The 12,469-nt window shown below is 42.0% G+C and carries 13 protein-coding genes; 3 read left to right on the top strand and 10 right to left on the bottom strand.

Going from position 1 to position 12,469, the window contains the following annotated elements; all coding sequences use genetic code 11:
- Window positions 1–19: 19 nt before the first annotated feature.
- The 6 genes from nt5e to HMPREF9184_RS07465 form a co-directional block, all read right to left on the bottom strand.
- Window positions 20–2,071 carry a cell surface ecto-5'-nucleotidase Nt5e gene (gene nt5e / locus HMPREF9184_RS07490; RefSeq protein WP_001042699.1) on the bottom strand — a complete coding sequence of 684 codons (2,052 nt, stop codon included), beginning with the start codon at window positions 2,069–2,071 and terminating at the stop codon, window positions 20–22.
- Window positions 2,072–2,212: 141 nt separating this feature from the next.
- Window positions 2,213–3,481: a D-alanyl-lipoteichoic acid biosynthesis protein DltD gene (gene dltD, locus HMPREF9184_RS07485; RefSeq protein ID WP_000919837.1), complete on the bottom strand. Its 1,269-nt coding sequence runs from the start codon at window positions 3,479–3,481 to the stop codon at window positions 2,213–2,215.
- Window positions 3,474–3,713, bottom strand: coding sequence for a D-alanine--poly(phosphoribitol) ligase subunit DltC (dltC, locus tag HMPREF9184_RS07480; RefSeq protein ID WP_000351972.1), 240 nt, complete (start codon window positions 3,711–3,713; stop codon window positions 3,474–3,476). Before dltC ends, dltD begins: the two co-directional genes overlap by 8 nt.
- 13 nt (window positions 3,714–3,726) lie before the next feature.
- A complete protein-coding gene (gene dltB, locus HMPREF9184_RS07475) occupies window positions 3,727–4,971 on the bottom strand; it encodes a D-alanyl-lipoteichoic acid biosynthesis protein DltB (protein ID WP_000970398.1) in 1,245 nt (414 codons plus the stop codon).
- The gene (gene dltA, locus HMPREF9184_RS07470; RefSeq protein ID WP_009444350.1) at window positions 4,968–6,518 is read right to left on the bottom strand and encodes a D-alanine--poly(phosphoribitol) ligase subunit DltA; all 1,551 of its coding nucleotides are present in this window, start codon (window positions 6,516–6,518) and stop codon (window positions 4,968–4,970) included. Before dltA ends, dltB begins: the two co-directional genes overlap by 4 nt.
- Before the next feature lie 20 nt (window positions 6,519–6,538).
- A complete protein-coding gene (locus HMPREF9184_RS07465; protein WP_025168981.1) occupies window positions 6,539–6,670 on the bottom strand; it encodes a teichoic acid D-Ala incorporation-associated protein DltX in 132 nt (43 codons plus the stop codon).
- Between the two features lie 293 nt (window positions 6,671–6,963).
- Between HMPREF9184_RS07465 and hslO the strand changes: the two genes are divergently transcribed.
- A complete protein-coding gene (gene hslO / locus HMPREF9184_RS07460) occupies window positions 6,964–7,836 on the top strand; it encodes an Hsp33 family molecular chaperone HslO (RefSeq protein WP_000357868.1) in 873 nt (290 codons plus the stop codon).
- Window positions 7,823–8,803 carry a tRNA dihydrouridine synthase DusB gene (gene dusB / locus HMPREF9184_RS07455; protein WP_009444349.1) on the top strand — a complete coding sequence of 327 codons (981 nt, stop codon included), beginning with the start codon at window positions 7,823–7,825 and terminating at the stop codon, window positions 8,801–8,803. The genes hslO and dusB overlap by 14 nt, the downstream gene beginning before the upstream one ends.
- Window positions 8,804–8,859: 56 nt before the next feature.
- Here dusB and HMPREF9184_RS07450 read toward each other — a convergent pair whose 3' ends face one another.
- Window positions 8,860–9,546, bottom strand: coding sequence for a YoaK family protein (locus tag HMPREF9184_RS07450; protein WP_000764012.1), 687 nt, complete (start codon window positions 9,544–9,546; stop codon window positions 8,860–8,862).
- 129 nt (window positions 9,547–9,675) lie between these two features.
- Window positions 9,676–10,356, bottom strand: coding sequence for a hypothetical protein (locus tag HMPREF9184_RS07445; RefSeq protein WP_000730901.1), 681 nt, complete (start codon window positions 10,354–10,356; stop codon window positions 9,676–9,678).
- 258 nt (window positions 10,357–10,614) lie between these two features.
- On the opposite strand from HMPREF9184_RS07445, the gene HMPREF9184_RS07440 reads away from it, so the two are divergent.
- Window positions 10,615–10,845 (top strand): hypothetical protein, encoded by a 231-nt coding sequence (locus HMPREF9184_RS07440; RefSeq protein WP_000182777.1) that lies wholly within the window; start codon window positions 10,615–10,617, stop codon window positions 10,843–10,845.
- Window positions 10,846–10,914: 69 nt separating this feature from the next.
- Here HMPREF9184_RS07440 and HMPREF9184_RS07435 read toward each other — a convergent pair whose 3' ends face one another.
- Window positions 10,915–11,688 carry an NUDIX domain-containing protein gene (locus HMPREF9184_RS07435; RefSeq protein ID WP_000502918.1) on the bottom strand — a complete coding sequence of 258 codons (774 nt, stop codon included), beginning with the start codon at window positions 11,686–11,688 and terminating at the stop codon, window positions 10,915–10,917.
- 1 nt (window position 11,689) lies between these two features.
- Window positions 11,690–12,469: a nicotinamide riboside transporter PnuC gene (gene pnuC / locus HMPREF9184_RS07430; protein WP_000860136.1), complete on the bottom strand. Its 780-nt coding sequence runs from the start codon at window positions 12,467–12,469 to the stop codon at window positions 11,690–11,692.

The following is a 12,469-nucleotide window of genomic DNA, read 5'->3' as shown; positions in this document are numbered from 1 at the left end:
TCTAGATGTGAAATTTAGCCTATTTTAGCTTTGGTTTTCGGCTCGATAAGATACCTGCCAAACCAGCTACCATTCCCATCAAGAGCAAGAAGATGGATTGTTCACTTCCTGTATTTGGAAGAGCTTTTTCTGAGACAACTGCCTTCTTGCTAAATTGACCTGCCACCTCATAAGTAAGTGGCACATTCGTAGTCGCATCGTTAGCAGGCACATTCGTTTGAGGCGTTTCTACTGGTAGACTAAAGTTTTTAGAATCCACAGAAATCGTCCGTGAGTTCGGATTGATCTTTTCATACTGGGTCAAATCAGCTGTTTTCAAATACTCTTCAAAGGCTGCATCCATAGAAGGTCCTTCTTCTCGCGCACCACCTAACATCGTGTAGCCATCGCCACCCGCAGCTAGGAAATCATTGGTTGCAAGATAGTAGGTTTTTGCGAGGTCTAGGAGATCATAACGACCAGTCGTGCGATTTTTGACCTGAATGGCCAAGACACGTTTACCTGATGGTAGGTTGGTATCATAGTAGACCTTCACACCTGAAACTTGCAAGAAGCCACCACTTGGTTCTAGCAATGGTTGTCCGTTCTCATCCAAGACCTTCTTGCCATCCTTATCGACCTGCAAGATAGATCCGAGTGACTTTTCAAACATATCCAATACTTGTTGCCCAGTCACTTGGATTTGTGAGATGGTATTTCCAAATGGAAGAACCGCAATGACATTTCCTTTCGTAATCGGTTTGCCTTTTGTAATGGTTTCACGCAAGCCACCACCATTTGTCACAGCGATGTCTGTCGGATGACTAAATCCTGTCTGACCATACTGATAGAGGGAGTCTGCTACGACGTTTCCGAGGTTGGTTTCACGAACTCGAACATTTTCACGATCTCCGTTGAGTTCTACAGGACTGTTTGAAACGACTTCAACAGCATTTTCAGCATCGTATTTTTGTTTAATGTCTTTGACTAGTTTTTCAACTGTTGGATTGGCTGGTAATTTTTTAGCATCAGCAGCCGCAATCAACGTAGGATTGCCCAAAAGCTGACGTGATTTGTAGATAACCTTCCCAACATTATGAAGGTAACTTCCTGTTTGGTTGTAGGTAACATTGTCTCCATAAGTTGTGGAAGCTACTGTGTGAGAATGGCCATCAATAACCGTCACACGTTTGCCTTTGAGACGAGGATTTTTAGAGAGAGCTTCTGCCAAGGTTGAACCACGCCACTCGACTGGAGTTGTGGTATCTACACCCAGGTGAGCGAGCACCACATAGTGTTTGTAGTCCTTACCTTCTGCACGAGCCTTGGCTTGAACTTCTTCGATGACCTTATTGACTTCAGAGATTGGATCTGTAAAAGTTACCCCTTTAATGTTTTTAGGGTGGGTTTTTGTAGCAGTTTCAGGTGTTGTCACACCGATTACAACAAACTCATCGCCTTCCACAGTCTTATCTTTATCAACGATTGTAGAAGCTTCAAACAGACGAGCTCCATTGACATAGGTATTTGAGCTAAGTAATGGGAATTTCAAGATTTCCTTGTATTTCTTAGCTTCGTCTAAACCAAAGTCAAACTCATGGTTTCCTACTGCCATGGCATCATACTGCATCTGATTGAGAATTTCAGCACGCGCTTCACCCTTAGTAGAGTTGGAAATCGGTAAACCTTGGAAAGCGTCTCCCGCATCAACAACTAGAGTATTTTGATTTGATTTCGCGCGTTCCTGCTCAATGACAGTCGCCAACTTAGCATCACCAATTACTCCCTTTTCCTCTACAATACGACCATGGACATCATTGGTGTGTAAGATAACGGTGTCCTTTTCTTCGCTTTTAGGAGATTCAGCAGGAGCTGACGGAGCTTCTGCAGGTACAACTGCTTCTGATGTTGCCGAAGTTTCCGGTACCGCAGGGCTCTCAACAGGAGCTGGAGTCGCCGACGTAGCAGGAGTCGCTACAACAGCTGAACTTTCTGCAGGTGTTGTTGCTTCTTCAGCGTATACTTGTCCAGCTAAGAAGGCTGGAGCTAACAGGGCTGTCGACAAGACAGGTAACAAAGAACGTTTATTCATTTTGAAATCCTTTTCTTTTCTTTTTTCCTTTATATTATACGATATTTCTAGAAAATTTGAAACCTTTGACTTATTTTCATCTAAAACATTCGCTATTTAAACAAAAAAGCTTGGGTTCAAATCCCAAACTTTCATCTTGATTTATTGAAAATCTTTGATCTTTCCATCATATGTTGCCCAGTCCTTGCTAAAGAAACGATCATTCATCTTGTAGTCTGGAGCTGGTTTCGGATCCGTCAAGAAAGGATTGACAACCTTATCAAAAGCCAGCCAACCCAACCAACCTAAATGGATGGTATCCTTGATAAAATAAGGTTCTCCTCCTTTTTTAGAAAAGTCAGCAATATTGGTAAAGCCTTGACTTTCTAACTGATAACGAATTTTCTCCACTGCGTGTTGGTACATTTCTTCACTGAGTTCTGTATATTCCATCCACTTCTTGTTGACGGGCTGGATGACAAAGAGGACATTAACCTTTGATTTGGCAAATTGATTGAGAACCAGCTGCAGATCATTGTATTCAGACGACTTTAGGAAGTTATAATTTTTTTGATACCCTTCCCATTTTTTTAAGTCTTTTTTGACCTCATACGTGTAGAAATGATTCTCCATCCCCATATCGTTATTGGTCGTATTTGCCTCTGCATCCTTACGGGCAATTTCTTCTAAAGCGTCATAGGAAAACTGATCAGGAAGATCTTTTAAATAGTTTTCTACATGTTCTTTGTACTTGAGTTTCCCCCGAATGGAAAATTGACCAAAAAGAGAGGACTGCTTTTCATTGAATCGTGCAAAGAGGTTGATGATAAGTCGATCAGCATCTGACAATTCCTCTCCTTTTGAAAGCTTTTGAAGGATGCCTTTCAATGCCACACTCGGATTCTGCTTCAACAAACGCGTCGCAGCATGCTTAGCCGAGATGTCCCCAGATTGATTTTCCAAAAAAGCTGTCAACTGGTCGCTATTAAAGAATCTCTGAAACGCTGCTGGCTCGTAATCCGTCTCTGTAAACCACTGAGGAGAGATGACAAACACCGCCTGCTTTTCCTCAATTTCTGGCAGAATCTGTTGCAAACCGAAATATTGGTTAAGCGAGGCCGCTCCTGCCTGACCTAGAAAATAAGGGCGGTAGGGACGATTGTATTTTTCTGCTAAAACAGCTGGATGGACACTATCAAATCGAATCCATTCACTTGACCCTAAAAAAGGGACAAAACGCATATTGGGATCCGTAAGGGCCCTCACTTTTTGGCTTCTCTCTTTAAAACTTTCCCTACTGATGGAAGCAGCAGAGTACTTCTCCTCCGTCAGATTATGGCTTGTTGTACTTGGATAAAAAAAGATAAGTAGAAGAACCAAAAATCCAGCAATGAAGATGGGCCCGAAGATCAGCCACAAGCGTTTAAGCATTCTTTAACTCCGTAATACCTTCTACGATTTTATTAGCTGTATTCCAGTCATCACGACCGAACTCCGTTACTGGAACACGAATGTCAAAACGGTTTTCAATCTCAACAATCAATTCAACCGTTCCCATGCTATCCAAGACACCGGCATCAAAAAGATCTTCATCCATCATGTCAGAAACATCTTCCATAAACAACTCATCAATAATTTCAATAACTTCTGATTTGATATCCATTTTTTACATCCTTTTATTTTTTAAACCATAAATCATTCAAAAATCCAGAAAAGATTAAGAATGAAATCATCACGACATGGAAGGTGACAACCATGCCAAGCAACTGAATCCAGCGATTCTCAGGTAAGGAACCCTTCCCAGCTTTTTTCCGTTCTTTATTGAGCGCTTTTTTCTTACGAAGCCAAGCATCATTGATGACCAGCCCAATTCCATGAAAAAGTCCATAGGCGATGTAGTACCAGGTTACACCATGCCAAAAGCCCATAATCAGCATATTGAGAATATAGGCAACACTTGAAGTGACATTGCGATTTTTAAAGACCTTCTTTCTGGTCAGTACCATGACCATCCGCATAAAGACAAAGTCACGGAACCAGAAAGACAGACTCATGTGCCAGCGATTCCAAAACTCTTTTAAATCCCTTGATAAAAAGGGCTTGTTAAAGTTGATAGGACTATGAATCCCCATCAAATTTGAGATGGCTAAGGCAAACATAGAATAGCCCGCAAAGTCAAAGAACAATTCTAAACCAAAGGTATACATCACCGCCAAAGCATAATGATTAAAGAAACCACCTGTCTGCAAGGCTAGATTTTTCAACGGAGGCAATAATGTCTCTCCTAAAATGTGAGCCAAGATAAACTTGTAAAGGAAGCCAAGCATGATATACTTGACAGCCTCTTCTAGCATGTCCATCAGCTCACTCCTCTCAGGAATGGTCTCATAATTTTCATTGAAGCGTTTAAAACGATCAATGGGACCACTTGAGAAGGTCGGCATAAAGAGAAGAAAACGCAAGAATTGCCAGACCGTTAAATCCTTGATGACACCATCTCTCAGCTCAACGATGACCCCAACTGCACGAAAGGTTAAGTAAGAAATCCCTAAAAAGCCAAACAAAGACTGAGGTCCATGAATAGCAGGAGATACTTTTACAAAGACGATTGGCAATAGAGATAAAAAGCTAACCAGGTAAAATATCCATTTACTATCCCGTCGTTTCCTGTACCTTTTGTAGAAAAACACAAGCAGTACCTGCCAGATAACATAAAGGATAAGAGCGCTTATTTGATTCGTCTTTCCACCGACCAACATGGTGACGATAAAGAAGAGACTGACGAGCACCTCATACCAGGCAAAGCGTTTCTTGAAAAAGAGCCCGATAAATATCGGTAGGGTCGCAGCAATCACGTACAAAAAATAATAAAGATTGCCATAAGGTTCCAAATGAGGTAGCTGTTTGTAAAGCTCCATCATCTACTGTTTACCTCATTGATCAAGCCCTTGATATCAATTTTACCATTAGGCGTTAGTGGTAAACTGTCTCGATAGAGAAACTTAGACGGCATCATATAGGACATCATGATATCTGCCAAGTCTTCCTTGATAGCCTTGGTAATATCGATATCACGTTCAAACTGCTGACGGACACCGTCCTTTAGGATGACATAGGCCAGTAGATTTTGCACCTTGTGGTCCTTGTTATAACGTGGGACAGCGACAGCCGACTCGATATAGCGAGACTTGTTGAGGTTTTGAGAGACATCTTCAAGCTCAATGCGATAACCATTAAACTTAATCTGGAAATCCATCCGTCCACCGTAGAGAAGCAAGCCCTCATCTGTCATAGTTCCTACATCTCCTGTGTGGTAGGCCGAAAGACCTTCGAACTCCAAGAAACGCTTTGCCGTTTTTTCAGGATTGTTCATATAGCCTTTTGAAACAGCTGGTCCAGAAACAATGATTTCTCCCTGTTCACCATTTGGCAGTTTCCTACCTTCCTCATCAATGATAAAGGTTGGAGAATCTGCCTTGGTATAGCCGATTGGTAGGCGTTTGAGAGTCGCCAACATCTCGTCCGTCACGGCAACAGCTGACAGGGCTACTGTCGCTTCTGTTGGGCCGTAAGCATTGATGATACGGGCATTTGGGAAACGCTCGCGCAGTTTTTGGGCTGTTTTGACCGTCAATTCTTCACCATCAAAGTAGAAATGCGTGATTCCAGGCATTTTCTCACTATTGAAGTCTTCTGACAACATGGCCATATCGGCAAAGGAAGGCGTTGAGGTCCAGATAGCGATTGGCAATGAAAAGATCGTCGCAAAGAGCTTTTTGAAATCCTGAGTAATGGCTGAAGGAAGAGCGAAAAGTGTACCACCTAGTGCCAATGTTGGTGCCCAGTACATGACAGATAGATCAAAAGAATAAGGCGGTTGAGCCAGCATTTGTGGACGACTTGGCGTCGCAAATTCCTTGTCTGTAATCATCCAGTTAGTAAAACTGAGGAGATTATCATGGGAAATCTGCACTCCCTTTGGCTTACCAGTCGTACCAGAAGTAAAGATGATGTAGTAGTTATCATCTCCTTTTACTGGATGCGTAATCTCGTAGCTAGAAGCTTGAGCAAAGGCTTCTTGAACCTGAGCTAGATTCAACATCGGTGTAGAAACCTGCTCTAATGGAAAGTCTGAAATGGCAATAATCAAGCTTGGCTCTGCTACTTCTAAAATAGTTGAAACTCGTTCCAAGGCCGAATGGCTGTCAATGGGAATGTAGGCATGCCCCGACTTAGTCAGCGCTACAAAAGTAGCCAACATCTCATATTCCTGACCACCAAAAACGACGACTGGAGATTTCTCAGGTAAGCCAAGTCGATCAATAGCTGCAGCCAAACTATCCGAATCAACCTTTAAATCGCCATAAGTATGCTCTTGACCTAAAACATTGTAAACAGGATATGTTGGCTGTGTTTGAGCAAAGTGCTCAATCGTTTCAATCATATCTTTTATCGGTTTATTAGACACGGTTCATTTTCTCCTTCAAACTAGAACTCATTATAAATAAAGGTTCCTTGACTCTGACCAAGGTAACTAAAAAAATAAAGTAAACCAAGTAAGATTACAAAATATAGGACGGTCTGTCCCAAAAACATATACAATTTTCTGTGTTTTCCCATAGTTAGTGTGTTCAATTTTCTATGATTTTTCAAAAAAAGCTATGCAACTATGCATTTACTATCTTATCTTCCTAACATTTTACCATTTTATCAACCTTTTTTTCAACTGTTTACCATAACTTAAAAGTTCATTTTAGCTTATTTTAAGACAAGTTAAAATATTAATAAAAATTGTTATCAAAAATCTCTTTTCCTCGAAATCCTGACACCCATTATCATACATTAAACAATTAAAGAGATGACAGCAAACACACGACTCCCCCTTTGGGCATTTTTATGCTAAAATAGTAGCTATGGATAAAATTATTAAAACAATATCAGAAAGCGGAGCCTTTCGTGCTTTTGTCCTTGATAGCACAGAAACCGTCCGCACTGCTCAGAAAAAACATCAAACTCAAGCCAGTTCAACTGTCGCACTTGGTCGTACCCTTATCGCTAGCCAAATTCTCGCAGCCAATGAAAAAGGAAATACCAAGCTAACGGTTAAAGTTCTGGGAACCAGCTCTCTCGGTGCCATTATCACTGTCGCAGATACCAAGGGAAATGTCAAAGGATATGTGCAAAATCCAGGTGTTGACATCAAAAAGACTGCAACTGGTGAAGTCCTTGTCGGACCTTTTGTCGGAAATGGTCAATTCCTCGTTATCACAGACTACGGTACTGGAAATCCCTATAACTCCATGACTCCTCTCATCTCTGGGGAGATCGGTGAAGACTTGGCCTATTACCTGACTGAAAGCCAACAAACACCTTCAGCGGTCGGTCTCAATGTTCTTTTGGACGAGGAAGACAAGGTCGAAGTTGCCGGTGGTTTTCTTCTCCAAGTATTGCCAGGAGCCAAGGAAGAAGAGATTGCACGCTTTGAGAAACGCATCCAAGAAATGCCAGCTATCTCGACACTTCTGGAAAGTGACGACCATATCGAAGCTCTCCTCAAGGCTATCTACGGTGACGAATCCTACAAACGTCTTTCTGAAGAAGAAATTCGTTTCCAATGTGACTGCAGCAAAGATCGTTTTATGAACGCTCTTGCCAGCCTTCCAAATTCAGACCTTGAAGAAATGAAAGAGGAAGACCATGGTGCAGAAATCACTTGTCAATTCTGCCAAACGACTTACAACTTTGATGAAAACGATCTGGAGGAACTCATTCGTGACAAATCTTAATACACCCTTTATGATTGGCAATGTTGAGATTCCCAATCGTACCGTTTTAGCACCCATGGCTGGCGTGACCAACTCAGCCTTTCGTACCATCGCAAAAGAGCTCGGAGCTGGACTCGTTGTAATGGAAATGGTCTCTGACAAGGGAATACAATACAATAACGAAAAAACCCTACACATGCTTCATATCGATGAAGGCGAAAACCCAGTTTCTATCCAACTTTTTGGTAGCGATGAAGACAGCCTAGCACGCGCAGCAGAATTCATCCAAGAAAATACTAAGACCGATATCGTCGATATCAACATGGGCTGCCCAGTTAACAAAATCGTGAAGAATGAAGCTGGCGCTATGTGGCTCAAGGACCCAGACAAGATCTACTCTATCATCAACAAGGTCCAATCTGTCCTTGATATCCCCCTCACCGTCAAAATGCGTACAGGATGGTCTGATCCATCCCTAGCCGTGGAGAATGCTCTCGCAGCTGAGGCTGCTGGTGTCTCTGCCCTCGCTATGCACGGTCGTACACGTGAGCAAATGTATACTGGTCATGCGGACCTTGAGACCTTGCACGATGTAGCCCAAGCCCTGACAAAGATTCCATTTATCGCCAACGGTGACATCCGTACGGTCCAAGAAGCCAAACAGCGTATCGAAGAAGTCGGGGCTGACGCTGTTATGATTGGTCGCGCAGCCATGGGAAATCCCTACCTCTTCAATCAGATCAATCACTATTTTGAAACGGGAGAAATCCTTCCTGATTTGACCTTTGAAGACAAGATGAAAATCGCCTACGAACACTTGAAACGCTTGATTAACCTCAAAGGGGAAAACATTGCCGTTCGTGAATTCCGTGGACTCGCTCCTCACTATCTTCGTGGTACATCTGGCGCAGCCAAGCTTCGTGGAGCCATTTCACAAGCTAGCACCCTAGCAGAGATTGAAGCCCTCTTGCAATTAGATAAAGCATAGTCTCACATCTACAACTTACAAAAACGGCAAAACTCAAAAATGAGTCTTGCCGTTTTTTATATGTTTTCATCTTGTAAATCTAATTGCTTCACTCTAGCTATATAGTAGGACATAATCAAAAACAAATTGAGGCTGATAATCCAAACAGACCATTCATGAAGAAAATGCATCAATACAGCCAAGCTGATTGCCCCCACTATGAAACTTCCCACAACAATCCCATAATTTAAGGCTTGACGACGGTATTCTTGGATATTTCCTTCTCTTCTAGCAATGCGATACAAAGCGGTCAACATCTTTCGGTAATTTCCAGACGTCATAAAAATGACATAGGGATGATCTTCAATCAAACTACCCGTAAATGTTAGCATCATCATTCCTGTTCCAAAAGCAATGAAAGGAACTTCTAATAGAGGAAATCGTGAAAAGAAAGGCAAAATAAGGGTCCCGATAAATAAGGGGAGCAACATCTTAACCCGCCAGTAGGCCGTTTTGCGGTATTCTTTCATGTGCAATGCAAACAGAAATCCTAGAGAAAAGAAAAGAATTGAGCAGAATCGTAGCATCGTATTGATGACATTTGAGTCGTGCCAATCAGATATAAGTAGGAGAATATTCCCTGTCTGTGTCGCTACCAAACTATGGTATTGAATATGGCAAAACACATCCAAAGAACCACCTACAAACCCAAGAAATACTCCCATCAATCGTGTGTTTTGAGGTAAGATTAATTTATCCGCCATGTACTATCACTCGTTTTCCTTTGATTTTTTTATTATACCACTTTCTCTTGGAGAAACTAAGTGAAAAACAGTTGACTCACCCTTTTACAGCACGATTTCTAGTAAAAGTTAAAGCACCAAATTTTATTATTAAATCAAGGCAACGCTCGAAACTTTACCATCCGCACCTGTTGTAATTTGGATGATTTTTCCTCCTCCGATTTTGGCATTATACTTGCCATCATCAAGAGTGTAAGAGTAGCCTCTGATAGAATAGTTTTCTTTCTTTCCATCGGCAGTCTCTACTGTGAATTGCCCCCCTGATGAAACCGTAATCGTTTCGCCATTCGCTCCCTTCCAGTTGCCCGCTGCAGCTGAGAAGTCACCATCCACCATGGTTAAAACTCCCTTGTAGCGTTTGTTGTGTTCTGCTTGCTTGTCTTGAAGTTTGCGGTCAGTTGTCGGGTCATAAGTTGACTGGTTAGACTGGACTTGAGAACCTTGCTGAGTTAACGGAGCCTGAGAAGGGGCTGGTTGACTAGGAGTCGCTTGTTCTTGTCTTGATTCAGGGGCTGGTTTCGCTTGTGATTGATCTGCTGTTGTAGAAGATTGGTCAGAAGATGCTTGAGCTTTTTCAGATGAAGCTGAATTTGAAGATTTTTGAGTCTTACTTTCTTTGCTAGAAGAAGCTGCTTTAGAACTTGATGATTGGCTTGTCTTGGCATAGCCACTTGTTTGAGTGGTTTCGTTTTTATTTCCACAAGCTCCCAGTAGCAAGGTAGAAGCCAATACAGTCGCTGCCATTAATTTGATATAGGTTTTCTTTTTCATATTTCTACTCCTTTGTAACATTTTTGAAATGTTAAGAAATCTTTTTGTAACACAATTGTAACATTGAGCTTTGAATCTGTCAACTATTTAGAGAAACTATTTTAAAAATTGTTTTCTCTACTATTTCTATTCGTAATCGAAACGAAAAAATAGAAAAATTTTCTAGATTAGAGTCATATTTTCACATCACTCTTGTGTATTCGATTGTATTGTTTTGGACAAAGTCTACAATACTATTGAAATAGGAGGTAGATTCTTGTGACAAACAAGTATTTCAAATATCTTCCTTGGTTGATTTTGGGGGCTATTGGCTCTTATCAAACAGCCACTTATTATGTGCGAACTGCATTTGATGTGTTCTATCTGACGATGATTTTTATGATCATCTATATCGCTTTGTTATTTTTGTGTGAGAACTATCTCCAATATCGATACAAAGACTTTTTTACTCACATGTTGAGCAATTCTAAGAAAGATAGCCATTCATAAAAACAGTCGCAACAGCAAAGCAATCTAATAAGGGCAAACAAAGAGGTCGGGATTTTGGTCCCGGCCTCTTTATTTCAATCGATAGGTTTTTCTTGGTTTCTTTTTAGGGACTCGTTTGAGTCCAACTTCTTCTACATATTCGCCGTATTTTACGAGGAAATTATTGCTGACGATGGGACGACCGGGGTTGATGAGATTGACCAGTTCAGTTCCTTCGTAGACAGTGAACTCCTCCTCTAGTAGATAGAGGAAGGTCGGATTCCAATCGAGACGGCCTTGGATCCGTTTGATGGACTCTTGGATAATGGCATAATGGTCAAAGGCGAAGGCTTGCTCGTCCAGCTCTACTCCCTCTAAGAAGCACTTGCCCGTCCGAAAATCCACATCTACAAAAACTACATCCTTAGCATCGTCTCCAGCCTGAACGAGGTCTAGTGCGCGACTAGGCAGATAAACCAAGTGGGCAATGGTCACCGTCCAGCCCCGTGGATCACGACCGGGGGTCGATACGGTCATCAATTGCTCGATTTTTTCTAAAGGAAGATCGAGATTGACTTCTTCTCTCACCTCACGCTGACAGGCATGCGCAGCATCCTCTCCCTTGTCCATAAAGCCTCCAACCAGAGCCAAACAGTTTTGATAAGGGTGAGCCTTGCGACGGATCAGCAAGAGCTTGATCTTTCCTTCGACAAAGCAGTAGGCTACCATATCTACTGTCACACTTGGTTTTTCATATTGAGGTAGTTCCTGCTTGTAGTACCAATCCAAAAACTCCTCCTGACTGGCATGGATTTCATAATATTCTTTTTCCGTCATCCCTGCTGGAATCTTCGTGTCTCCCATTTTAGGCCTCCTTTCGAACTGCCTTGGTCCATTGGTACCATCCTACTAGACTATTGAGTGTGTATACCCAGTACATACCTTGGATGTGGATATTTTCACCCCACCAGAGATAGATACTAAAGAGATTGGTTGCAATCCAGAAAATCCATTGCTCACGATAGAGACGTGTCATCAAGAGCTGACCAACACCATTGGTCGCATCGGTTACACTATCACGGAAAGGGCGAGCGCTATGGATACTTTGATAAGCCAAGCCCATACCAATCCAGATGATGGCAGTCAAGACCAAGTACTTGAGCCAGTCAAGTACAGATAATTTCTTAGCTTCAAAGTGGGATTCTTCTGGTTTTCCTTGGTCATTGATACGGTTGGACAACCAAGCATAGAGACCAATCGGCTGCATGACAAAGAAGTAAACGGTCGTCAAGACTTCGCCATAAAAAGTCGCATTCATAGCCAAAATCAAATAGATAGCTGAGTTAATGGCCCCAAAGAGATAATTGCTTGCACGCCCTTCTGCTACCAAGATAACACAGACAATCCCAGTCCAGGATGCAAACAAACTCAGCCAGTCATGACTTTCCGTATTTTGTGTGAATTCCAAGATCAAGGGAACACTTGACAAGGCGATGAGATACAACCACTGGACAAGGCTACGGCCGACAAAGAGATCTTTCCAGAGCAGGCGCATGATTCCTGCAAAACCGATCTTGCGAGCTTCTGCATGGACATTTTTAAAGTTTTCGATAAATTGTGTGATTTTTTCAGTTACTGTTTTCAT

This window comes from Streptococcus sp. oral taxon 058 str. F0407, assembly GCF_000235485.1.
Classification (GTDB): domain Bacteria; phylum Bacillota; class Bacilli; order Lactobacillales; family Streptococcaceae; genus Streptococcus.
This window is presented reverse-complemented; position numbering and strand designations above follow the sequence as displayed.

What these genes read in the sequence shown, in the direction of transcription:
- HMPREF9184_RS07445 (WP_000730901.1), bottom strand. Translation starts at nt 10,356, where the DNA reads ATGAAAAAGAAAACCTATATCAAATTAATGGCAGCGACTGTATTGGCT.
- dltD (WP_000919837.1), bottom strand. Translation starts at nt 3,481, where the DNA reads ATGCTTAAACGCTTGTGGCTGATCTTCGGGCCCATCTTCATTGCTGGA.
- nt5e (WP_001042699.1), bottom strand. Translation starts at nt 2,071, where the DNA reads ATGAATAAACGTTCTTTGTTACCTGTCTTGTCGACAGCCCTGTTAGCT.
- hslO (WP_000357868.1), top strand. Translation starts at nt 6,964, where the DNA reads ATGGATAAAATTATTAAAACAATATCAGAAAGCGGAGCCTTTCGTGCT.
- dltC (WP_000351972.1), bottom strand. Translation starts at nt 3,713, where the DNA reads ATGGATATCAAATCAGAAGTTATTGAAATTATTGATGAGTTGTTTATG.
- HMPREF9184_RS07435 (WP_000502918.1), bottom strand. Translation starts at nt 11,688, where the DNA reads ATGGGAGACACGAAGATTCCAGCAGGGATGACGGAAAAAGAATATTAT.
- pnuC (WP_000860136.1), bottom strand. Translation starts at nt 12,469, where the DNA reads ATGAAAACAGTAACTGAAAAAATCACACAATTTATCGAAAACTTTAAA.
- HMPREF9184_RS07450 (WP_000764012.1), bottom strand. Translation starts at nt 9,546, where the DNA reads ATGGCGGATAAATTAATCTTACCTCAAAACACACGATTGATGGGAGTA.
- HMPREF9184_RS07465 (WP_025168981.1), bottom strand. Translation starts at nt 6,670, where the DNA reads ATGGGAAAACACAGAAAATTGTATATGTTTTTGGGACAGACCGTCCTA.
- dltB (WP_000970398.1), bottom strand. Translation starts at nt 4,971, where the DNA reads ATGATGGAGCTTTACAAACAGCTACCTCATTTGGAACCTTATGGCAAT.